This window comes from Fibrobacter sp. (assembly GCA_024398965.1).
Lineage (GTDB): Bacteria > Fibrobacterota > Fibrobacteria > Fibrobacterales > Fibrobacteraceae > Fibrobacter.
In genome coordinates this window covers 12149-35454 of sequence record JAKSIF010000027.1, presented here as the reverse complement: position 1 = coordinate 35454, position 23306 = coordinate 12149, and the positions used below count along the sequence as shown (strand labels likewise).

At 45.9% G+C, this 23306-nt stretch carries 20 protein-coding genes and 1 pseudogene; 12 read left to right on the top strand and 9 right to left on the bottom strand.

Translation table 11 applies throughout. The annotated features are described in order from the left end of the window. Nucleotides 1–654 precede the first annotated feature (654 nt). From thrS to MJZ26_10715, 3 genes are all read left to right on the top strand, one after another. On the top strand, nucleotides 655–1746 hold the full coding sequence (thrS, locus tag MJZ26_10725; protein MCQ2106252.1) for a threonine--tRNA ligase: 1092 nt from the start codon (nucleotides 655–657) through the stop codon (nucleotides 1744–1746). 387 nt (nucleotides 1747–2133) lie between these two features. Continuing rightward, nucleotides 2134–5301, top strand: coding sequence for an AAA domain-containing protein (locus tag MJZ26_10720; protein ID MCQ2106251.1), 3168 nt, complete (start codon nucleotides 2134–2136; stop codon nucleotides 5299–5301). Next, nucleotides 5294–6619, top strand: coding sequence for a phospholipase D-like domain-containing protein (locus MJZ26_10715; protein ID MCQ2106250.1), 1326 nt, complete (start codon nucleotides 5294–5296; stop codon nucleotides 6617–6619). The genes MJZ26_10720 and MJZ26_10715 overlap by 8 nt, the downstream gene beginning before the upstream one ends. Nucleotides 6620–6628: 9 nt before the next feature. Here MJZ26_10715 and MJZ26_10710 read toward each other — a convergent pair whose 3' ends face one another. Continuing rightward, on the bottom strand, nucleotides 6629–7309 hold the full coding sequence (locus MJZ26_10710; GenBank protein ID MCQ2106249.1) for a DUF3800 domain-containing protein: 681 nt from the start codon (nucleotides 7307–7309) through the stop codon (nucleotides 6629–6631). A 427-nt stretch (nucleotides 7310–7736) separates the two neighbouring features. On the opposite strand from MJZ26_10710, the gene MJZ26_10705 reads away from it, so the two are divergent. The 4 genes from MJZ26_10705 (at nucleotide 7737) to MJZ26_10690 (ending at nucleotide 10256) form a co-directional block, all read left to right on the top strand. Then, nucleotides 7737–7901, top strand: a complete 165-nt coding sequence (locus MJZ26_10705) for a hypothetical protein (GenBank protein MCQ2106248.1) — start codon at nucleotides 7737–7739, stop codon at nucleotides 7899–7901. A gap of 189 nt (nucleotides 7902–8090) precedes the next feature. Continuing rightward, nucleotides 8091–8348, top strand: coding sequence for a hypothetical protein (locus MJZ26_10700; GenBank protein MCQ2106247.1), 258 nt, complete (start codon nucleotides 8091–8093; stop codon nucleotides 8346–8348). A gap of 71 nt (nucleotides 8349–8419) precedes the next feature. Then, a complete protein-coding gene (locus MJZ26_10695; GenBank protein ID MCQ2106246.1) occupies nucleotides 8420–8770 on the top strand; it encodes an integrase core domain-containing protein in 351 nt (116 codons plus the stop codon). A 151-nt stretch (nucleotides 8771–8921) separates the two neighbouring features. Then, nucleotides 8922–10256: a hypothetical protein gene (locus tag MJZ26_10690; protein MCQ2106245.1), complete on the top strand. Its 1335-nt coding sequence runs from the start codon at nucleotides 8922–8924 to the stop codon at nucleotides 10254–10256. Nucleotides 10257–10523: 267 nt separating this feature from the next. Here MJZ26_10690 and MJZ26_10685 read toward each other — a convergent pair whose 3' ends face one another. Next, nucleotides 10524–11378: a hypothetical protein gene (locus tag MJZ26_10685; GenBank protein ID MCQ2106244.1), complete on the bottom strand. Its 855-nt coding sequence runs from the start codon at nucleotides 11376–11378 to the stop codon at nucleotides 10524–10526. A 48-nt stretch (nucleotides 11379–11426) separates the two neighbouring features. Beyond that, nucleotides 11427–12305, bottom strand: a complete 879-nt coding sequence (locus tag MJZ26_10680; GenBank protein MCQ2106243.1) for a hypothetical protein — start codon at nucleotides 12303–12305, stop codon at nucleotides 11427–11429. Between the two features lie 21 nt (nucleotides 12306–12326). Between MJZ26_10680 and MJZ26_10675 the strand changes: the two genes are divergently transcribed. Beyond that, nucleotides 12327–12533 (top strand): hypothetical protein, encoded by a 207-nt coding sequence (locus MJZ26_10675; GenBank protein ID MCQ2106242.1) that lies wholly within the window; start codon nucleotides 12327–12329, stop codon nucleotides 12531–12533. An 81-nt stretch (nucleotides 12534–12614) separates the two neighbouring features. On the opposite strand, the gene MJZ26_10670 is transcribed toward MJZ26_10675, so the two are convergent. Then, nucleotides 12615–13367 carry a hypothetical protein gene (locus MJZ26_10670; protein MCQ2106241.1) on the bottom strand — a complete coding sequence of 251 codons (753 nt, stop codon included), beginning with the start codon at nucleotides 13365–13367 and terminating at the stop codon, nucleotides 12615–12617. A gap of 505 nt (nucleotides 13368–13872) precedes the next feature. Between MJZ26_10670 and MJZ26_10665 the strand changes: the two are divergent. Both MJZ26_10665 and MJZ26_10660 read left to right on the top strand, forming a co-directional pair. Continuing rightward, nucleotides 13873–14608, top strand: a pseudogene (locus MJZ26_10665) (hypothetical protein). A 290-nt stretch (nucleotides 14609–14898) separates the two neighbouring features. Beyond that, nucleotides 14899–15030, top strand: coding sequence for a His/Gly/Thr/Pro-type tRNA ligase C-terminal domain-containing protein (locus tag MJZ26_10660; GenBank protein ID MCQ2106240.1), 132 nt, complete (start codon nucleotides 14899–14901; stop codon nucleotides 15028–15030). A 366-nt stretch (nucleotides 15031–15396) separates the two neighbouring features. Here MJZ26_10660 and MJZ26_10655 read toward each other — a convergent pair whose 3' ends face one another. Continuing rightward, nucleotides 15397–16725, bottom strand: coding sequence for a hypothetical protein (locus tag MJZ26_10655; protein MCQ2106239.1), 1329 nt, complete (start codon nucleotides 16723–16725; stop codon nucleotides 15397–15399). 8 nt (nucleotides 16726–16733) lie between these two features. Next, nucleotides 16734–17639 carry a DUF4423 domain-containing protein gene (locus MJZ26_10650; GenBank protein ID MCQ2106238.1) on the bottom strand — a complete coding sequence of 302 codons (906 nt, stop codon included), beginning with the start codon at nucleotides 17637–17639 and terminating at the stop codon, nucleotides 16734–16736. 516 nt (nucleotides 17640–18155) lie between these two features. Here MJZ26_10650 and MJZ26_10645 point away from each other — a divergent pair. Further along, the gene (locus MJZ26_10645) at nucleotides 18156–19070 is read left to right on the top strand and encodes a DMT family transporter (GenBank protein ID MCQ2106237.1); all 915 of its coding nucleotides are present in this window, start codon (nucleotides 18156–18158) and stop codon (nucleotides 19068–19070) included. Between the two features lie 12 nt (nucleotides 19071–19082). Here the strand turns inward: MJZ26_10645 and MJZ26_10640 are convergent, their stop codons facing one another. Genes MJZ26_10640 through MJZ26_10630 form a run of 3 tightly spaced genes read right to left on the bottom strand, consistent with a single transcriptional unit; the run spans nucleotide 19083 to nucleotide 21253 of the window. Further along, on the bottom strand, nucleotides 19083–20735 hold the full coding sequence (locus MJZ26_10640; GenBank protein ID MCQ2106236.1) for a Na+/H+ antiporter NhaC family protein: 1653 nt from the start codon (nucleotides 20733–20735) through the stop codon (nucleotides 19083–19085). Between the two features lie 3 nt (nucleotides 20736–20738). Continuing rightward, complete coding sequence (locus MJZ26_10635; protein ID MCQ2106235.1) at nucleotides 20739–20912, bottom strand: hypothetical protein; 174 nt, start codon at nucleotides 20910–20912, stop codon at nucleotides 20739–20741. A gap of 17 nt (nucleotides 20913–20929) precedes the next feature. Continuing rightward, nucleotides 20930–21253 (bottom strand): DUF3392 domain-containing protein, encoded by a 324-nt coding sequence (locus MJZ26_10630; GenBank protein MCQ2106234.1) that lies wholly within the window; start codon nucleotides 21251–21253, stop codon nucleotides 20930–20932. Between the two features lie 137 nt (nucleotides 21254–21390). On the opposite strand from MJZ26_10630, the gene MJZ26_10625 reads away from it, so the two are divergent. Continuing rightward, nucleotides 21391–23292 carry a glycoside hydrolase family 9 protein gene (locus MJZ26_10625; GenBank protein MCQ2106233.1) on the top strand — a complete coding sequence of 634 codons (1902 nt, stop codon included), beginning with the start codon at nucleotides 21391–21393 and terminating at the stop codon, nucleotides 23290–23292. The last annotated feature ends 14 nt before the right edge of the window (nucleotides 23293–23306 follow it).

Below are 23306 nucleotides of genomic sequence, written 5' to 3'. Positions count from 1 at the left end.
AAGTCAACAAAAAAGGGTGGCGAAGCCACCCACACATGTTGATGAAGAGCCATTTCTCAACTATACTCATGTATTTAGAGAAATCAATCTTAATAATTCCACTAATTTTCGTACCTGCCTGCAGTTTAAGAGTCCACCACTTCGTGCCGAAATTTTTCTTTGACATATTATCGTCCTTCCAAATAAAAGTGATCTGTTTCCACTCAAATTCAAAAGGACATCGGCTTGGCCAAACAAAAAAAGGCGTGGAACCGAAAGCACTTATCTGTCCTGAGGGCTACCACACCCTTGCACAAAATAAGCACGAACGGCCCACGCCCCAAATGGGACGTGAGCATTCGCCTTATTCTCAAGTGCATTAGAAAGTGGTAGTTTCAGGACAGAGAATAAGAGCAAAAACTCTATAAATTCCAAACGTTCGGCCGGAGCCAAACTATGTCGTCTCTAATATAACAAAACTATTCGCATTTGCGTTAGGGATAGTGACCCCTTGGGGCCAAGACTCGCGAAGCGAGGCTTGGTTCTGGGAGGTGAGTGGCAAGCGTAAGCGCAGCCGATTACCCCCAGAATATAGCCCGACCCACACGATAGTGCGGGGAACGCCCATAATAAGCAGATTTCGTGGCTACCTGGAAGTGATTACTCCGGACAGCGATGCAAGGCGAGAGCTGTGACCACGCTTGCGTGGGCATTGCCGAGCCGAAGAGCTGGGATGCTTGCATCCCAATCGTGAACAAGACTTTGTGGATCAAGTCCGGTCACGCCGACAAGTACAACGAAAACATGTTCAAGACCATGGCTGGCGACGTTGAAATGGCTGTGAAGCCCATGAACTGCCCCTGCCACATTCAGATCTTCAACACCGGCCTCCGCAGCTGGCGTGATCTCCCGATGCGTCTTGCTGAATTCGGTAAGTGCCACCGTTACGAACCTGCCGGTACCATGCACGGTTTGATGCGCGTCCGCGGCTTCGTGCAGGATGACGCTCATATCTTCTGTACCGAAGAACAGATCGCTTCCGAAGTGGCAGACTTCTGCGCTCTCGTGAAGGAAATCTACCACGACTTCGGTTTCGATTCCATCGTGGTGAAGTTCTCCACCCGTCCGGAACGCCGCGTGGGTTCTGACGAACTTTGGGACAAGGCTGAAGCCGCTCTCGAAGAAGCCACCAAGCTTGCTGGCCTCGACTACATCTTGAACCCGGGCGAAGGCGCCTTCTACGGCCCGAAGCTTGAATTCACCCTGAAGGATTCCCTCGGCCGTGATTGGCAGTGCGGTACCATCCAGGTGGACTTCAACCTGCCCCAGCGCCTCGGTGCAGAATATGTCGGTAAGGACAACCAGAAGCACATCCCCGTTATGCTGCACCGTGCAGCCGTGGGTTCCATCGAACGTTTCCTCGGCATCCTTATCGAAGAATTCATGGGCGATTTCCCGCTGTGGTTGGCTCCGGTCCAGGCACGCGTCCTCCCCATTTCTGAAAAGTTCGCTGAATACGCCCACAAGGTGGAACGCGAACTGGTGAACGCCGGCGTCCGCTGCGACATCGACGAATCCAACGAAAAGCTTGGCTACAAGTTCCGTCAGTGCGAACTCCAGAAGGTTCCGTACAAGATCATCGTTGGCGAAAAGGAAATGGCCGAAGGCAAGGTTTCCGTAAACAAGCGTAAGGAAGGCGATAAGGGCGCTATGACTGTTCAGGAATTCCTCGCTATGACCGAAGCTGATCGCCAGGTCGTTCGCTAAGTTCCCTGAGCCTGTCGAAGGGAACGCATCAGCGAGTCATCCTGAGCGGAACGCCGTAAGGCGTGAAGTCGAAGGATCTAGAACATTAAAGACCGTAGCAATAAATGCTGCGGTCTTTTTTGTGTATGGAGGGGAAAGCCTTCCCCTCGCTTCAGCCCCGACCCGCCCTTATAATCACGCCCACTCTTTTGAGTGGGCGTCTTCTATATGACCCACACCCAGTCGGGGCTTCCGCTACCCCTTCTAGCGGGTGCTCAATCGCCGCACCCGCAACACCCTGGCTTACCCGACCCACCCGCCCAAAACGTTTTTTCTCATTTGATGGAATTTGTTCGTTTTCAATTGAATAAGGTATATTTAAAAATGATGAATCATAATGGGTAAAAAATGAGTTCAAGAATCTTAGGCAAATATCAAATTATCAAAGAGGATAACGATATCCTTAAATATGGCATATACAATGGAAACGAGTATCGCATAGAAATCGTTGCGAAGACTCCTTCTTGTGGGAAATATTCGGATATTGCCAAGCAAATTAATTCTGTTTCTCATAAAAATATCAGCAATCTCAAGATAGAAGAAGATTCTAGAAACTTTTATTTTGTAGATAAGAATTTTGGCGAAGGATATTCGGATTTGAAAGCCCAATGGTTCGGAAGTAATTACGCTTCGCTCATAAAATGTTACATACAAATTGTAAATGCAGTCGCTTTCATACATAAGAATGGAATGTATCATGGAAACATCAACCCGCATAACATTATTGTTGATAGAAACGACAACGCCTATCTGCTTGATTTTGGACGCTGCTATATTTATGCCGCATTAAAATTTCAAAGAGACAATAAATTTTATTCTCCTGAACAAATAGAACAAAATGAGTGCTTCCAAGCCAGTGATGTATTTTCACTTGGATTGTGCATGCTCAAAATGTTGTTAGAATCGCAGTTTGATTCATTTTCTTTTGCGAAAGAGTATGAAGATTATTCCTCACTAGAGCATATTTTTGAATATGTCGTTGAAAACAACCGTTATTTGAACAAAATCAATGCGGACATATTCTTGTTAATTAAGAAGATGCTTCTGAAAAATCCCGACGAAAGGATTTCTGTTGCCGACACATGTCACAATCTAGAAAACCTGCTAAACCAGATTGAGCCTAGTAAAAAATTTGCAATCCAGGTGATGGATAAGATTTGCCAGCAATGGCTCGAAAGTCATGAAGATGTTTATGACATATACGCCGTAACCGAAGATATCCAAAAAAGAATTGAAGGTCACCGTGCGTATCTAGAATTTGGCAAAGACAAATCTGAACGAGAAGAAATAAAAATTTCTGTTGGGGATATAACTTTCTGTTGCTCTGCAAAAAATGATCAAAGGTTTTTCTTTTGCTTTAAGATTCTAGAGTTACCAAGTATTACGGAACGAATGCAGAAATATGGATTGCCGACGAATGACAAATTTAAAATAGGAACTCAAAATTCACGATATTTTGAATGCGATAGCGCTGGCGAAGTGATTGAAACGCTAAAAGATAAATATGAACAAAGACAACGAATAAACCTTCAATATGAAATAGATAAAAAATGCATAGTCTCTGAGGAAGAACTTCTGAAAGCGGAAAAGAATACTATAGATGAGAAAAAAAATACACAAAAGATGGTTCTAAAAAGCCTTGACAAAGGCAACGATACCGCAACATTTGTTTTTGTAGAAGAAGGCAACGAAAATCCAGTTTTTCCTAAAAGAGATTTTAAGCAATCACAAGCTGTGATTGTGAAAGAAAATACCCGTGACGGAGAATCACTAAAAGGTGTTGTTCAGAGCACGTCATCGGGGGATTCCGTAACGATAAAGTTTGAAAAATATTCAATCCTTAAATCGGAAGATTCTAAAAACCAAACGCTAGGCTTAAAAAAGGGCAATGAATACTATCTAAGTTATGATTACGAGGTAGAAGAAATTATATGGGGAAAACGAGAAAAGGCCCTTGAAATGTTGCAGAACGGAAATACCGCCATTCCAAATTTCCTCAGGAAGGTAAACCGCCCTCAAGAATTCATTAAAAACGAATTAGTTGATGTTGAGACATTCTATAACAAAGATTTAGATGACAACCAAAAACTGGCTGTGCGGAAAAGTCTGTCATTAAACGATGATTGCGAAGCCCTAATTATACAGGGACCTCCTGGCACAGGAAAAACGACTACAATAACGGAAATCGTGACCCAAGTTTTAAAAAATCGATCAAATGCAAAAATCTTGATTGCCTCCCAAAGCAACCAGGCCGTTGACAATGTTCTTGAAAAGGTTTGCGGTATTGAGAACAAGATACTCCGTATTGGAAATGACGAAAAGAAAATGAGCGAAGTGGCTCGAAATTACACGCCCGAAAAGGTATTGAACAAATTGTTAAGGGACAATATTGAGCGTATTAATAAAAATACGATTCGCCATTCAAACGGGAATATTCAGAACGAATTGCAAACCCTTCAAAAGGATTTTAAAGAGCAATTGCAACATATTACCTCTAAAATGAGCTTCAACATTGCAAGAAAAGAAAATAAAGACGCCCAACTTGCTTCACTTTTTACAAATAATATCAGGCTTATTTTTGGAACTCTTCTTGGGATTTCTTCATGGAAGAATTTTAGAGACATGACTTTTGATATGGTCATTGTCGATGAGGCGGGGCGAGCAACTCTTAGTGAATTGCTTGTTCCATGTATTAAAGCGAGAAGGTTAATACTTGTGGGCGACCACAAACAGCTTGCTCCTATAATCGATGATGAAGTAATAGAAAAAATTGAAGATAAGAACGAGGCGAAAACATCATTTTTCCAAAGGCTGTTTGAAAGAATCCAAAGCGTTGACCGAGAAAATCTATTGCATACGCTAACATACAATTATCGTGCAGAAAGGCGTATTTGCGACCTATATAGCAACGCTTTCTATGAAGGAGCCTTGAAGACTTTGGACAAAGTCAACAAAATCAAAAAACATCAGCTTAGTTTCAAGTCTAGCGTTGTTTGGTATGACACAGGCATGTTGCCAGATAAACAAGATAAGCAGAAAGGAACAGGAAAAATCAATTATTGCAACACAAAATGTATTGCCAATGTGCTAAATCGCATAAAACGCGAAATGGATGACAAGAAGCTAAAATACGATGTTGGAATAATTACTCCTTATAAAGCGCAAAAGGAACTGCTAGATTCTCGACTTCAGCCGAGAAAAAATTTCCGATCCTATATTGTTGATATTGGAACGGTCGATAGTTTTCAGGGAAGTGACAGGGATATCATCGTTTATGATTGTGTCCGTGCCGCACAACGCAATGGTAAGGCGAAAATTGACTTTATTGCCGACGAAAAGCGCCTAAACGTTTCTCTTTCGCGAGCGAAGAAACTTCTTATTATTGTGGGAGATATGAATTTCTTGTATAGGGCGAAATGTTCTGATCAAGACAATCCTTTCGTAAGGATTATCGAATGCATAAACAACAATCGCAATGAGTATGAAATTGTCAAGATGGGAGCACAGAATGCCTAATAAATCGATAAAGCCTGATTTGCAGTTGCTCGTTCACAAATTTAGCGATTATTATCCTCAATTTATGAGGTATGACGCTCGTGAATTTGATTATCCTGTGTATAGGACGAAGGTGACCTACACTGTTGCAAAAGAACAGAAACTGCATCCTGTTATTCTTTCCGTCCTTAAAATGATAAAGTACCTGGAATCGCTTGACAGCCCGGACGTTTATCAACAGTTGAAACAAATTACACAATTGGATGATAAAATACTAGACAATATCTTGGCTGATATTACGACAAAGGGATATCTGAAGCAGGGCGATTCTCTCCAGCTTTCAAAGAACGGACTTGAGATACTCGAAAACGAGAAAGAAATAGTTACAGAATTGATGTGTAGCTATATAAATTTTGACGGAATCTATGGAACTCCACTTCCTGATGACGGGAAATTTAATGCAGATGATAAGAAAGCTCGCGAAGGGGCGATTGAATTTAAGCCATATGTGAAAATCCGTCCTAGAATAGAATCTTTAGACGAAGAGTTTGCAGACAACAAAACGTTGCGGCAGGTATTGATCGAAAATCTGCAAAATGAAGAATATGATATAATCGACATTCAGCAAGTCGATCCCAACAAATACTTCAACAAGTATTTTTGCCTTTTTTACAAAGATCGCGAAGATAACGAAAAACTGTTGGCTATAGACAAAAATTATGAAGTGGATTCTGAGGCTACCGAGCTTTTTGATCGACTGTCTAATGAACAAAAATTTAATGACAATGTATCGACCAACTGTAGAGAACTTCTAAACGAAAATAAAGACTCGTTCGAACGAACGACTTCGGAGATTGTCGAAGAAAAGGTAAAGCCTGTTGAAAAAATTGATATTACCGAAGGTAAGACAATTGAAGTTGATGAACACAAGAAATATTTCATCTACATTCTTGAAAATGCAAAGCAAAGTATTTACATCCAATCGCCTTGGATTAATTGGCGGACATTGCAACTATATAAGGATTATATAGAAAACGCCATAAATAGAGGTGTGAAAGTAACCATAAAATATGGAATGAAGCCTCGAAATCGTTTTGACAAAATAGGGATTGATGAGGAATCAGAAAGGTTTTTCAATTCGCTAGATAAAAATTTATTCCGTTTTATTAAACGGGACGATCATTCCAAAATCGTCATTTGCGACAGTGAGTTTATGATAATGGGAAGTTTCAACTGGCTCAGTTTTGGTGGTGGAAACGAACCGAACGCACGAGGAGAAACATCTTCAATCATCAAAAACGAAGCGGAAATAAAGAAACAGATAGCGAAATTTCAATAATGAAAATTGCTAATTAAATCGTTTCTTTTGTATTGGGCCTAAAAAAGTCTTTCTTAGTTCTCGCTTACTGTGGAATATAAGTTGCTCTGATTTAGAAAGTTCTCCACTTTCGCATTTTAGGCTGAGAAGCTGTAAGGTACAAATCAAGTCGGCAACTTGGAATAACTTATAATCCTTGGGAAGCACTTTTCGGAGTGTATAAGAGGATAGTTCCGTTGAAAGGATGTAATTCAAAATCCTGTTCAACTCGTGTTGGCCGTTGTCATAATAAAGGACAACATCCTCAAATTTTTGAAAGAAGGCTAGGTTTTGTCGGATGAACAGAGACATTTCGCGGGCCATACGACCTTCTAAAGCCAAAGTAGTTTCGCCTTGTCGCTTTTCGAAGACGAAAGTCTTGTAGGAAATCGGAGATTTCATGACGAAGAAAAACAGGCTTATAAAAAGAGACCTTCTTTTGTTTGGAGGCTCGTTGACGAAGATTTCTTCCCTGCGAATAAGTGGTGCTGTGTGAATGACAAAATCGTTGCCGAATCCAAGCGACTGGACCTTGGCGTTCAAAGTTTGAACATGGTTGCTTATATCTTTTGATTGGTCATGGATGACGAGTGTCACAATGTAATATGGGGATTTTGAATCGTAAGGGCCGAAATCCCCACTCTCATCCACAAAAATACTTAGGCAACTCATCAAATTCTCCAAACAAAAATGGCGGACAGTTTGCCCGCCTAGTTAGGTTGAACCTGGGTCTTTCGACCAGCTCCTTAATAATATACATAAATTTCAACCTAAAGTCAATAAGAAAATGAACAAAAAAGCACTATTTTGCATTCGCGTTAGGGATAGTGACCCCTTGGGGACAAGACTCGCGGAGCGAGGCTTGGTTGCAAGAGCCGCGCGGGCGTGCCGCAGGTGCGCACGGGTGGCCTTGCAATATAGCCCGACCGCACAGAATGTGCGGGAACGCCCATAATAAGCAGATTTCGCGGTTAACTGGAAGTGATTACTCCGGACAGCGATGCAAGGCGAGAGCAGCGACCACGCTTGCGTGGGCATTGTACAAGTACCAAACATGTCGCTCGAAAATAGAAAAGCAAGCTTTTCTGCTTTACTCGCTTTGATGTTTGTGCCGAGCCGCTACGGCTGGGACTCCGAAGGGGTCCAAAAGGAAGTTGCCGATGGCGTTGTGTCCGTGCGTAAGCGCAAGGACGGCGACAAAGGCGCTATGACTGTCGCTCAGTTCCTCGCTATGACCGAAGACGATAGAAAAGTCGTGCGCTAGTTCCGCGACTAGTCCTGAGCATGATGCTGTAAGGCATCAGGTTGAAGGATCTAAAGTATTCTGCCTTGTCACAGAAATGTGGCAGGGCTTTTTTGTGTAGCGAATTTTCGCTATCTCGATTTGTCTATTTTCAGATAGATGTTAAATAAAAAAAACTCGACCATTCAATGCCTATAGTGGCCTAAAAATTTGAGACAGAAAAATTCGATTCCTCAGGTGAAAAAACAAAAGCGAAATTCAACTAAAAAATGGAATCAAAAAATGAAAAACAACGCCTCAAAACCAGCAAGCAGCAAAGAAAGCATCAACGCCACGTCGCAACGCACCCGCAGGGTGCTTGATGACGCTTTCAAGACCAAGGTCGTTCTGGCCACGCTTCGCGAAGACAAGACTCTGGCAGAACTCGCCTCCGAGTTTGACGTCCACCCGAACCAGATTAGCCAATGACGAGCCTTCTTTCTACAGAATGCGACAAGCGGCTTTCGACCACGCTGTCAACGGAATTTTGCGAGGAGGCCGTGCGCGAAGCGATCAACACGTACGGCTGGCCGGAAGTGTTCAATACGGATCAGGGCTGCCAGTACACGTCAGAACAGTTCACCGGCATATTCACTTGGGAGGGATGCCCGACAAGGCTCTCCATGGACGGCAAGGGTAGGGCCTACGACAACATATTCGTTGAACGCTTCTGGAGAACGTTGAAACAGGAGGACATCTACATCAGGGGCTATGAAACGGTAACCGAGTGCAGGCAAGGCTTGAAGGAATACTTTGTACGCTATAACGACGAAAGATTGCATTCATCCCTTGACTGGAACACGCCTTCGGATGTATATTTCGAAAGGGTTCATCTAGACAATGTCGCCTAGGCCTGAAAAATCAACTAGGAATACAAATTTTTCTGTTGGAAAAAGTGAGCCACTAAAGGAGTCAACAATGTTTATAAAAATACTTTCGTCAATGGCTTTAGTGTCATCTCTTTTTTTTATAGCTTGTGGTGACGATAGCGGTTCTAATTCTGTGGAAAAAGGAACTAAAGATGTTATTGCATTAGCTGACGGTAGTGGAGAAAAAGTTTGTGACGAAAAGTTGGATGGCTGGGTAGCTGAAGCAATTGGTAAGGATTTTCGCCGCTGTTTAGATGGCGAGTGGACAAAGATTTCTGCAAAGGAGGCTTCTGCTGAGGAAGAAATTATTGGTGGGGCGACTCTGTTCTTGAGCTCGTCTTCTGCAAAAAGTTCCAGCAGTGCGGTATCCTCCAGTTCTGCAACGTCTTCTTCGTCATTTGTGAGCAGTTCCTCTGTCAAAAGTAGTAGCAGTGCAGCTAGTTCATCCAGTGTCGCTAGCTCGTCTTCTGCAAAAAGTTCCAGCAGTGCGGTATCCTCCAGTTCTGCAACGTCTTCTTCGTCATTTGTGAGCAGTTCCTCTGTCAAAAGTAGTAGCAGTGCAGCTAGTTCATCCAGTGTCGCTAGCTCGTCTTCTGCAAAAAGTTCCAGCAGTGCGGTATCCTCCAGTTCTGCAACGTCTTCTTCGTCATTTGTGAGCAGTTCCTCTGTCAAAAGTAGTAGCAGTGCAGCTAGTTCATCCAGTGTCGCTAGCTCGTCTTCTGCAAAAAGTTCCAGCAGTGCGGTATCCTCCAGTTCTGTAGAGTCCAGTAGTAGTATCGAAAAACTCGTATGGCAATACTTGAATCCTGCAATTTCTTATGGCGAAATTATTGATGACCGCGATGGCCAAGTGTACAAGACCGTGGAGATCGGTTCGCAGACTTGGATGGCTGAAAATTTGAATTACGATTACAACAATAGAACGGCCCGTAGTTACTGCTATGCGGATTCCTGTTCCAAGTATGGTCGACTTTATACGTGGTCTGCGACCGTAGATTCGGCGGCTGTATTTTCTACTGCAGGCAAGGGTTGTGGCTGTCATGCTTCTAGCTCCCCACGTGGAATCGTCCGTGGAGTATGTCCGGTTGGCTGGCACGTGCCTAGTGCATCAGAGTTTCTAACTCTAATTAGTTATGTTGGCGGTTATAGTGTTGCAGGGGCTAATCTTAAATCAACCAGTGGTTGGAAGAGTAATAGTCAATATGTTGGCAATGGCTCTGATTCCAAAGGTTTCTCAGCTTTGCCTGCTGGTACCTATGCTAATAGGAATATTACTTACACAGTCCATGAATTCTACGGCGTCGGCGATAACGCCTACTTTTGGACTACCAGTAAGGGCAGCTGCGTAGCCGATTTCCTGCGTTTGGGATGGGCAGACGATCGTTCCAACTTGACCAACTCTTTTTCGGATAACGCCGATAGAGGGGCTATGGACTCAGCCAGGTCTGTTCGGTGTCTGAAGGACTAAAGGTCACCTCTAATAATTCATTTTCAGAAAATCACGTGTAACACATCGCGCTTGTTCGTCTCTCAAAAGTGGCCAATACCTCCAGTATTGGCCATTTTTCGTTCCTGCAATCGCTCGGTTCTCCGTGATTTTCTTCATTCAAAGCAATTATTAGAGGTGCCCTAAAGTTAGTTGGCTCTGTTTCGCAGCAAAAAATCTTTTGGCTTATTATCATGAGGGCTGTGCATCCGTTTATATTTTGCCCCCCGCCATAGATTTGGTTGATTTTTAGAGTCTTTCGCTTATGCATTCCGCGTATTCAATTGTTCCGCATTCCATTTTGTCGTCAAACACTTGTGTGGTGACGACTTCGGGATTTTCGGAAAGTTCGTCGCAATAGGTGAACAAGAATCCGACATTCATGTCGAAGGGTCTCGGCACATAGGCGCACTCGTCGCTGATATTTACGATGGTGACGGTGTCTTTCGTGATGTTGGTGAGAATGTGGATTGCGGGCGAAGTGTCGCTGATATTCAGCACATAAAGCGGGCACCCCTCGATTTTATTGTTCATCGCTGCCGCAGCGTGCGGAAAAATTGTCGTCAATGCAGTGATGTCGTTTGCCTCGAACCTGTGCAGCCCTAATGTTCTGAACTCGCTTATGCCCGGTGCTTCGAAGCAGGTGTTCTGCAACGCATCGCAGTAGCCGGAAGTCTCGTTGTAAGCGAGAACATTTTTATCAAAGGAATAGTCTGTTATGTCGTATTCTTCGAGAAATGCTTCCAGTGTTTGGATAGAATCGGAATTATGAAGCGAAGATGAAGAAAGTTGTTCGCTAGAAGATGAAATGCTTGAATCTATAACGACAGAATCAACAAATCTAAACGGAGTTTCCGCACACATGAAAGTCATTACACTCGGAGGCGGTGGATTGCACACGCCCTTATTTGTATATGTGGAATCTCCATTTCGTATGTTTATGGTATCTCCAAGACTATTGATCGAAATGATTCTTTCGATAGTCCATTCCCCGGAGCAGCATCCGCTTATATCATATTCTTCTTTTTGCGGTTCCGACGACGAATCGCTACAGGCCAGAAGCCACAGAGAAACGGCTATCAGGTAAATTAGGCTCTTATTCATTTCTCAAATCCTCTTATGCGTTTTTAACATGAAGAAACCACAAACAATCTACCATAAGACATTGTTCGAAACCTTGTTTTCTGCCTTTTCTACTATCACAGGCTTCGGCGGACAAAATGGTGTGTAAGCGCAATCCCCAAACGGATTTCCTTGCGCGTCATATCCATCATAGCACGATAGTTCCCTTTCACAATTTACACCAACATTTTCTTTTGGCGTGAAATTACGTTCGACCCCTTCGGGAATATCCTTGTCATCTCTCCAAAAAATATCATCAGGTTCATAAAGGAACATCTGCCCATTTTCGCATTCAGCAATCTTCAAAGAATCGCCTGTTTCAAGGGGTAAGAATGTGGCGTAACAGTTTATCTTCAAAGCATCTTCTTCATGTATAATGCATCTTTCGGGATTTCTACAACATTGATTTTCGACCATTTCCTTGCAAATTGAAACAGTTGCCTCAAAAAATTCTTTTCTCCATAGTGTGTCTCCATTCGAGTATTGCATCGCGTGTCTGACTTTTCTTGAACCGTCTTTTCTGACTGTGAATGTTTCTGTCGTTGTATAGTCGCCTTGTCCCCAACTGTTCTTTTCAACATATCTTGTGTCGGTGATGTATTTTATATCGTTGCCGACGGAATCTTTTACAGTGAATGCCCATGTGCTGATGTCCGATTCATCCATATTTTCACATTGAATTTCACTATGGCATTCCGTTGAACTACCATACAATGCGTTTTTGCGATAAACGAGCGGCAATTTTCCGGTATATTGTATTTTAAGAATCTTGCCATTCAGGTCTGCATCGTTTATTTGAGTTGCATAGACTCTAACGGGACAATCAAGGCTAATATTTGGGGTCTTTTCTTTTTCAATCAGAGCAACAGTCAAGGTGTCTTCGTTGATATGGACACCAATGGATTTCACATTATCCTTTGAATAGTATATTTGCGTAGGAAAAAAGATTCTGTTTTGCCCATTGTCATTTTCGATGAATACGGTATCTTGACTTTCGATTTCCTCGACATCGACTTGGGTCTTGGCACAGTCCGAAATGGAATCCAATGCGAAGAAATTTTCGTCGTAATTGATGGAAGTGTCATACTTGAAGGAAAGACCATCATCAGTAGAGCCGTTATCGCATCCGAACCATAGAAACGCGGTAGAAGAAAGGAATATTTTTCTCAGAATTTTACGCAGCCTTATGTTCATGGCTATAAATATAATATTGTAAATCTAGTCCTTTACGCAGCGGACTGATAATCCGTCGTTTTCGTTGTCGCTACAGACGCTTACCATTCCTTCGGAACCGTCGCCAACATGAATCATTTTAGGACAATTATGATTGAGTTTGTCTATTGTGGATGTCCAAAAGAATGCTAAAAGGCCCGGCTCAAGATAATTTTGGAATTCTGCTTGATAGTTCCCTGCGGGCAAAATTGCGAACCCGTATTCGTCTTTTGCATTTCCCCAACCCTCAACGCCATAAGCGTAAAACGCCGAGTAGCCACCATTCCCCTTTGTGGGCCACTCATCAACTGAAGGCAAGTGCCAATCGGGTGGGCAGGCTGTCTTTGCGGCGGCGAGTGTGTATAGACGACCGTACTTATCGCAGTTTTCGCCTTTGTTTCCGTTGCACCAACTTTGGACACCATCTTCAATTTCAAAGTTGAGATTTTCGGCCGTCCAGGTCTGTTCGCCGAGTTGAATCGTCTTGTAAACTTGTCCGTCTCGGGCATCTGTCAGTTCAGGGCCTTCGTCTGCTTTTTTTACTTTTTTCGAAGGTCCTGGAGCGGGGCCGGGGTCAATTTCGTAGATTTTTCCGCTGAACTTGAAATACCTGATGTCCTTGTTTTCGGGGGCAATATCGAACCAGTGGTCGCTATAGCACGTGCATGTTGATTCCACACGGTCGGGGCCATATTCGATTTCCAAGGTGTCGCCTAAACGTTTTGTCAGGAGATCCGCCTCGACATAGCAGAGGTCCATCACCTTCAAGACGAATACCTGGTAATTATAATTTCTTCAAAAGAATCAATTTAAGCATGAAGATGTTTTGCGTTAGGGATAGTGACCCCTTGGGGACAAGACTCGCGGAGCGAGGCTTGGTTGCAAGAGCCGCGCGGGCGTGCCGCAGGTGCGCACGGGTGGCCTTGCAATATAGCCCGACCCACACGATAGTGCGGGGAACGCCCATAATAAGCAGATTTCGTGGCTACCTTGAAGTCATTACTCCGGACAGCGATGCAAGGCGAGAGCAGCGGACAAACTCGTTTGTCCATTGCCGAGCCGAAGAGCTGGGATGCTTGCATCCCAATCGTGACTACCGCCCAAGGCGAGTGCTGCGGGCAAACGCGTTTGCCCATAGCCGAGCCGATGCGGGAGGCGACGAAGTCGCCACAAGACTTTGTGGATCAAGTCCGGCCACGCCGACAAGTACAACGAAAACATGTTCAAGACCATGGCTGGCGACGTTGAAATGGCTGTGAAGCCCATGAACTGCCCCTGCCACATTCAGATCTTCAACACCGGCCTCCGCAGCTGGCGTGATCTCCCGATGCGTCTTGCTGAATTCGGTAAGTGCCACCGTTACGAACCTGCCGGTACCATGCACGGTTTGATGCGCGTCCGCGGCTTCGTGCAGGATGACGCTCATATCTTCTGTACCGAAGAACAGATCGCTTCCGAAGTGGCAGACTTCTGCGCTCTCGTGAAGGAAAAGTGTGCAAGCGAGTGTCGCGACAGGCTGCTTGCAGACTGGCATGACCGAGCGTAGCCACGGACGCCGAAGGCGTCAAATCTACCACGACTTCGGTTTCGATTCCATCGTGGTGAAGTTCTCCACCCGTCCGGAACGCCGCGTGGGTTCTGACGAACTTTGGGACAAGGCTGAAGCCGCTCTCGAAGAAGCCACCAAGCTTGCTGGCCTCGACTACATCTTGAACCCGGGCGAAGGCGCCTTCTACGGCCCGAAGCTTGAATTCACCCTGAAGGATTCCCTCGGCCGTGATTGGCAGTGCGGTACCATCCAGGTGGACTTCAACCTCCCGCAGCGCCTCGGTGCAGAATATGTGGGTAAGGACAACCAGAAGCACATCCCCGTTATGCTGCACCGTGCAGCCGTGGGTTCCATCGAACGCTTCCTGGGCATCCTCATCGAAGAATTCATGGGCGATTTCCCGCTGTGGCTCGCTCCGGTCCAGGCACGCGTCCTCCCCATTTCTGAATAGCATACAAGGCGAATCCTGCAAAAATACGCTTGCGTATTTTTATTGGTGAGCCGTAGTGCGGACGCCATCGGCGTCCAAAGTTCGCTGAATACGCCCACAAGGTGGAACGCGAACTGGTGAACGCCGGCGTCCGCTGCGACATCGACGAATCCAACGAAAAGCGTGCAAACCGAGTGTCGCAAAATTATGCTCGCATAATTTTATGACCGAGGTGCAGCCGCGGACGCCGCAGGCGTCAAAAGCTGGGCTACAAGTTCCGTCAGTGCGAACTCCAGAAGGTTCCGTACAAGATCATCGTTGGCGAAAAGGAAATGGCCGAAGGCAAGGTTTCCGTCAACAAGCGTAAGGAAGGCGATAAGGGCAGCATGACTGTTCAGGCCTTCTTGGATATGACTGCTGATGATCGTAAGGTCGTTCGCTAGTCTAAATCAATCTTAGGTTCTTAAAAGCAGGCTTCTTTTGAAGCCTGTTTTTTTTTGCAAATGCATTCACATCGAAGGTGTGCCCAAGGGTCAGATGACCGTCGCAGACAGCCGTCCAAGGCGAGTGATGTGACCATATTTATATGGGCATTTCCGAGCCGCTACGGCTGGGACTCCGTAGGAGTCCAATTCCTCGCTATGACCGAAGACGACCGCAAGGTTGTTCGCTAATAGAACCGCACGTCATCCTGGAGGACGCTTTGCGTCCGATAGGATCCAATGACAGCTAAAAAAGGCAGACTCGAAAGAGCCTGCCTTTTTTCATCCATTTCTTTATCTGTTCCGCTTTATGAAACAGCCAAAAGTTTACGGCAAGTCTTCCTTGGTAACGCCGTAGAATCGAATGTCATCGATCCAGATTTCTGTATCAAAGTAAGCGGGAACCGCGATGTTGGTCACCTGCTTGCTGACAAAGTCCCAGCCCATGTTGCCGTAGGTGCTATCGCCTTCCATGAAATCGGAAGCTTTGATCACCACACGCTCCCATTCATCAGCACTCTGCAAGGTGTCCAGGAACACGGCCTTGCCGGCAGCACCTTCAATAATGGTTTCCAGATTGAAGGAATAGGAGCCCGTACCGCGGACGTAATACACGATGGAGTCCACCACGCTGAAATCACAGGGATTGGTGCTGGAGCACATCCACAGGCCCATGAAAGACCACTGGCCAGTCTTCGCAGAAGTAGTCCAATGCATGGCATGGCCTTCGCGACCTGCGCCCGCCTCCACAATGGACAATTCAGCCTCATATTCTCCCGGAGACATCACCACCGATGTGGTATCCGTCGGCTTCAGGTAAAGTTCACAGGAATCTCCGGCGAACACGATGTTGGACTTTAGTCCATTTTCAAAATCCAAGACACTCAAGTAGTTGAGGACTTCCTCGGAACTGGAGGACTCTGGCAAAGAACTGGAAGAAGACTCCGCAGGCCTTACGTAAGGTACGACATTCTTCGATTCTTCCGTAACAGTTTCGCCAACCACAATACGAATGCGATAGTCACCTGGTGCAAGCAATCCAAATCCAAAATTACCGAGACTATCTGTTTTCATCTTGCGGTCGGTACCATAGATTTGAACCCAAGCAAATTTTTCACCCTCGGGCAAATCAACCTTGCCGACCATCATACCATAGGGATTTATCGTGATTTCAGCAGAATCTCCCTCCTGAATTTCATTGGCAACAAGCGTCGTAAAGGAACCACGTTGACCATCCAGGATTTCCAGAGTCATGGAATCCGCAATCAGGCTATCAAGAGAAATAAACCCGAGAGAATCGGACCTATACACACAAATTTGACGATCCTTGTAACAAGTTCCCCTGGAGAGATCCATCGGCTTCACCGAACTATCCGCCGGCATCATAATATCCGAGTCTTCTGCCACAGATTTTTTCGTCAATGCAGAATTCAGCTCTGGCAAATAATCGGCAGGCCTTAAACGAGCCGTGGCATTAGCAACGGGAACGCCACCTTCGTCCACAACCTTAATGACATAGGCATTTTCTGTTTCTACGGTGCTGACACCAGCCACCTTTTCATCGGAAGAACAGGCCATAAGGCCAGCGGATAAACCGACGGCAGCAAAAGTAGACGCAGCCAAAGGCAGTGCGCCTCGCCAGAAATTCTTTACCATACCACACCTCATTTCTTCACCCCTTTCGCTGCGGAAGCCTCACCGGTTTTTGCGACACCGCCCGCAACAGACTTACCTGCAGAGCCACCATTCACTCCCATGTTCATATCGGCCACGGGGAACAGAGAGAACATGAACTGCATCACCTTCGTCGGTTTCTGCACTTCTTCAACTCGCTTCTGCACCTGACGACGGAATTCCAAAGTCATTTCCTTAAGGTCGTTAAAGCAATCCTCGTCTACGCCAACCAACAACGAAGACATGTTTCGCTGTTCCGGTTCAACTGTTGCCAAAGCGTTCTGTGCCAGCGCCAAAAGCTGATTCTGGTAGCTGCGAATCGCAGTCACCTTGGCCGTACCCGACGATGTGAAATTGGTCTGACCAACGGCAAAACGTTCAGAAGCCAAGGGAGTAATCAATTTCAGTTCCCTCAATACGCGGATAGCCTCTTCCACCTGTTCCTTAGAAACCGTTGGTGTAATCTGCTTGACCAACTGAGAAACTACTGCCGAACCGTTGTTCATTTCGATCAAGGTGCGGACCACAGGAATCCACCACTTACCCAAGAACAAAAGTTCGTTTGTATTGAGCTGGCGCATCTTAACGTCCTTCAGGGACAGCGCCATCTTATAAAGCTTGTCTTTTTTTGCCGGAGACTTGGTCTTGGATGCCGCCACCAGAATTTCAAACAGTTCACCACTACGGCCCTTCAGGTCGAGCAGATCCTTGACCAGGGGTATGCTACGATTGGGCAAGTGAAGTTCCTTGTTCAGCACACGGAACATCTGGCTGGTTTCAAGCCCCAGCTTTTGGCCCATCATCTTGTAGGAATACAGAGGAAGCTCCAGCTTGCGCTGGGCATAGTAATTCTTCAGCAGATCTCTGTAATCACCAATTTCGTCAATATTCAGCATAGGCCATTCCTAATTCTACATAATTTATCGAATATAAGATAGCCTACGCCACTCAAAATTTCACCCTATCGCCCCCATTCACCTTTGCAATAATTACAAAGGGATATATTCCATGATCCTACAAATGTGTTTCTTCAAAATCTAGATTACATAGCACAAAACACACTCCATATAAGCCCTAGGGATTTTTCCCTGGGGCTTTTTTCCCATAAAAAAAGCCGACGCCATCCGAAAACAGCGTCGACCTTCTCTCTCGTATATTGGAAAAGTTTATCCGTAAATCCAGCCTAGAGCGATTGCTATGGCCATAAAGGCAATTGTTTGCTTCACAATGAACATGTTATGGGACTTCATAGGCACCACCTTTTTTTTACTTTACTGCAACTAAACTACAAAAGAGGCCTCTTTTCCGGCAAATTGTAAGAAGATAAACGCATTGAGTCCTCTTTTATGTGAACAAAATCAACAACAAAGTGCATTTTTTGTAAAAAATCCCATTTTTTCTATATATACGGCATGGCAAACCTCGGATACAGCTTTTTGCTCATTTTAGCAGCCTTCATATGGGGAACCACCTTTGTAGCCCAGGCGGAAGGCAATAGCGCAGGCCCTTTCGTTTTCACCTGCGTTCGTAACTTCATAGCCACCTTCCTTTTGTTCGGACTGGCTAAAATTTTGGATGTTGCGGGGAAAAGCCCCCGTAAGCCGAAAAATCCCGCAGAAAACCGCAAACTATGGAAGGCAGGAATTCTTTGCGGCATCGCCCTCGCCTTTGGAACGAATTTTCAACAGCTGGGGCTGTTCCTGGGGTCTTCCGCCGGAAAGTCCGGATTTCTTACCACCTGCTACATTATCCTGGTTCCCGTCTTGAGCGTTTTTCTTGGCAAAAAAATTTCTGCCAAGATCTGGTTTTGCGTAGGGCTCACCCTGGTCGGCCTCTACCTGCTTTGTATCAAGGAAGGATTTTCTGTTCAGGCTTCCGACGGCGTTCTGCTTCTTTGCGCACTTTCTTTCGCCATTCAAATTCTGATTATCGACAAATACGGCACCGAGGTAGACAACGTTCGACTTTCCGCAATCCAATGTCTTGTTGCCTGCGTCATGAGCGCCATCCCTATGGTACTGGTAGACATGGAATGTTCCTCCGCAGGACTCGTTAATGCAGTGAAGATTTACTCCCACGCCGGCGCATGGATTCCACTGCTGTACGCAGCCATACTCTCTAGCGGAGTCGCATTCACCCTGCAGATTGTTGCACAAAACAAGATAAGGCCCACCATAGCATCGCTACTGATGAGCCTTGAATCTGTATTCGCCGTCCTTGGCGGTTGGGCTATTCTCAACGAACATTTTTCCCTTCAAGAAGGCATCGGCTGCATTTTGATGTTCACCGCAGTCATCCTCGCCCAGATAAAAATCGGCAAGGAATAACCGCGATTTTCATTACCGGGCAAATTTTTTCTTCATCACAAACAGGCCTCCCACAATCATAGCCGCCCCAAGAATCAAGGACAGAACTGCGCTGCGGGTAAATCCGGCAACAATGTAGGTCACAAAGGAAATGGTGGCCACAAATAGCACGTAAGGCAACTGGGTGTTCACGTGGTTCACATGTTCACACTGGGCTCCAGCACTTGCCATAATAGTGGTATCAGAAATGGGAGAGCAGTGGTCTCCGCAAACGGCTCCAGCCATGCAGGCGGAAATAGAAATTACCATCAGGTTATAGTCTACACCACTGAAGGCAGCCACCACAATAGGAATCAAGATACCGAAGGTTCCCCATGAAGTTCCTGTTGCAAAAGCAAGGAAGGCAGCAATCACAAAGATGATGGCAGGCATAAAGTTCATAAGGTTTGCTGCACCGCCGCTCACCACGCCAGCTACAAATTCCTTTGCGCCCATGGTATCGGTAACACCCTTCAACGTCCAGGCCAGGCAAAGGATCAAGATTGCAGGCACCATGGCCTTGAAACCTGCGGGCAGACATTCCATGCACTTTTCAAAACGCAGAACTCCGCGAGCCATATACATGACTACAGTCAAGACCAAAGCTGCAAAGGAACCAAGAACCAGACCGATGGACGCATCGCTGTTGGCGAAAGCATCCACAAATCCCTTATGGTCTTCTCCACTTGCAAAGAAGCCGCCGGTATAAATCATGCCGATGGTGCAAAGGACTATAAGCAGAACAATAGGCAAGACCAGATCAATAACCTTGCCCTTGCCTTCCGGAATATCGACATCGGCAAGTTTGGCTTCAATCATTTCTGCAGCGGTCTCATATTTTTTCATTGGACCAAAATCGATTTTCCAGGCAACAACGAAGAAAATTGCTAGTAACGTGAACAAGGCATAGAAATTGAAGGGAATTGCCTTAATGAAAAGGCTAAGGCCATTTTCGCCTTCCACAAAACCAGATACTGCTGCCGCCCATGAACTAATGGGTGCAATAATGCAAACCGGAGCTGCAGTGGAGTCAATCAGGTATGCCAGTTTTTCGTGGCTAACCTTAAACTTATCTGTAACCGGGCGCATGACACTACCCACAGTCAAACAGTTAAAGTAGTCGTCGATGAAAATCAGAATGCCTAGGCAAATGGTTGCAAGCTGGGCTCCTACGCGAGTCTTGATATGAGTTCGAGCCCATTCTCCAAAGGCAGCGGAGCCGCCTACACGATTCATAAGGGCAACCATAGTTCCAAGAATTACCAGGAACAACAGAATACCGACATTCCACGGGTCGGAAATCTTGGCAACCAGACCATCCTTGAAAACCGCATTAAGAAAACCACTAAAGTCACCCTGACAGATAAAGAAGGCGCCAATCACCACACCAGCAAACAAGGAGGAATAAACTTCCTTTGTAATCAGTGCCAGGGCAATTGCCACAATAGGCGGCACAAGAGCCCAAAATGTTCCATGTGTAAAAATCCAGTTAGAAGCCTGGGATACGGTATCAGCAACAGCCGTCGCGGTCTGAGAAATGGAATCAACAGTTGCAGGAGCTGTCTGGACCGCAGTGTCAGCGGCAGTAGAAGCGATCTGTGCAGCACTGTCCACCATTTGGTTCAAAGTATCAATTTCTTGTTCCATAGGTTACTTCCCCTGAGATTTCAAGGTTTTCAGAGGATCCGTAATTCCAACCTGTTCCAGTTTTTCCAGAACAGCGATGGCATAATCCAGAGCTTCTATTGCCGGAGTATTTGCGTAAATTTTCAAGTCATTCAAGGCCATCACAGCCCTGACGTTATTCATTATTTTTTCAGGCACAAGTCCTCCTTGTCTAATTAAACATCCTTGCCTCGATAGGCAAGAATGGCTAACAAAATAAAGCTGCCAGCCACAATTCCAATCAAAGGCAAATCTTTCTGATTCAATAGAAAATATTTAAAATACCTGGCGGCCTGTGAACTAACAAAGGCATAGCCAGCAGAACACAAGACTACAAAAAGAGCAAATCGCCCGATAAAGGGAATGCTTCTGGTAATCTTTTTGAAAAATCCATTGATTTTTGAACCATAAATCATCAAAAACGTAGCCACAATACCTACAGAAATTGATGCCATATGAAAACGCAAAAAACGGGCAAATTCATGAATATACTGGTCCATGTCCCATAATCTATATAAAAAAAGCCTTTTCAGCCTGGTTTCTCCGTGGTTTCAAGAGAAAACACTTTGTATCCAGGCCCATATACCTACTTAGCACGCAAAGGGCTAGATTTAAGTCAAACAAAAGGATGTGAATCATGAGCATTACCAAGAATATCGCTAGTGCACTCGCAATAACCGCAGTTGCAGCCCCTGCATTGTTTGCAGCCTCTGCTTTCCAAAATCAGGTCGGCTTTATGACCAACAGTCAGAAGCAGATGGCCGTGCTTGACGCCGAGGGAAAGAAGGTCGTCATTAAGGATGCAGACGGCAAGGAAGCCCTTACCGTTGAAGTTCCCAAGGCCGAAAAGTGGAGCCCCGCAGGCGATAGTCTCATTGCATCTCTCGTTGACTTTTCCGAATTGAAGACTCCGGGAACCTACCAGGCATACGTTGGCGACGAAGCCATCGGTCACCCGATTATCATTGCCGACGACGCTCTTGAAGCAGCAACCAAGGCTTCCCTCAAGTTCTTCTACTTCCAGCGCGCATCCATGGAACTGACTGAAGAATTCGCCGGCATCTATGCCCGCGCAGCAGGTCATCCGGATACCGCCGTGAAGTACCATCCCTCCACTGGCATCGAAGATACCGAAGCCACCTTCGACGGATCCAAGGGCTGGTACGATGCTGGCGACTACGGCAAGTACATCGTCAACTCCAGCATTAGCGTATACTCCCTCCTGCAGCTCTACCAGCAGAACAAGGAATACTTCAGCAAGCTCGACCTGAACATTCCCGAAAGCAAGAACGAAGTCCCCGACATTCTTGACGAAATCCGTTGGAACCTGGAATGGATGCTCACCATGCAGGACAAGGATGGCGGCATATTCCATAAGCTTACTACCAAGCAGTTTGCCGGAACCGTTATGCCGGCAAAGGCAACCGCTCAGCGCTACGCTATCGGTAAGGGCGTCGAAGCCTCCTGGGACTTTGCCGCAACCATGACTCTCGCTGCAGAAATCTACAAGCCCTTTGATGCAGAATTCTCCGAAAAGTGCATCATCGCTGCACAGCACGCACATAACTGGGCAGCAAAGAACCCCTCCGCCATCTACGTTCAGCCCGGTGACGTAGGCACTGGTTCCTACACCAACTCTACTGAATGGGCTACTCGCGTATGGGGCCTTATCGAATTGTACCGCATCAGCAAGGATCCCTCCATCCTTGAAGAAATCCACAAGTGGCCCATTAGCCGTAAGAAGGGTAAGCTCCAGAGCTGGGGAAACAAGTACATGCTCGGCATCTTCACCTTGGCAACCAACCCGGACATTTTCGAAAAGGACATGGTTGACACCGCCCAGGGCATCATTACCGACCTTGCTGACAATTACCTCAAGACTCTCGATAGCAATGGTTACGGTATCGCACTTGAAACTGCAGACTTCAACTGGGGATCCAACGGTACCGCCTCCAACAAGGCAATGATTCTCATTCACGCCTATATCATTACCAAGGAAGAAAAGTACTACAACGCAGCTCTTGGCATTGTTGACTACATCCTCGGCCGTAACCCCATGGACATTTCCTACCTCACCGGTTTCGGCGTAAAGTCCACAATGAATCCTCATCACCGCCCCAGCCAGGCTGATGGCATCGAAGCTCCTGTTCCGGGCATGATCGCTGGCGGCCCCAACACTGGTGCAACCGACTGCGCAAAGACCATTGCAAAGAACAATCCTCCTGCAAAGGCATACAACGACAACACCTGCAGCTACGCAACCAACGAAGTTGCAATCAACTGGAACGCTCCCTTCGCCTACGTCATCGGTAGCCTCCAGGCCATCGCCTCCACCGGCAAGACCTACGACATGGCAGAAGCTCCCGAAGCCAAGTACGAACTGACTTCCATTCCGTTCGCACGCCAGTCCTTGAAGAAGTCCAACGTTATGGACAGCGGCAAGCGCCTGGTTATCCGCGGCAACAAGGTCCAGGTCGAATACATCGACAACAACGGCGTCAAGAGCTACTTCAACGTCGGTGGCAAGCGCGTTCGCTAAACTGAGTTTCCTAG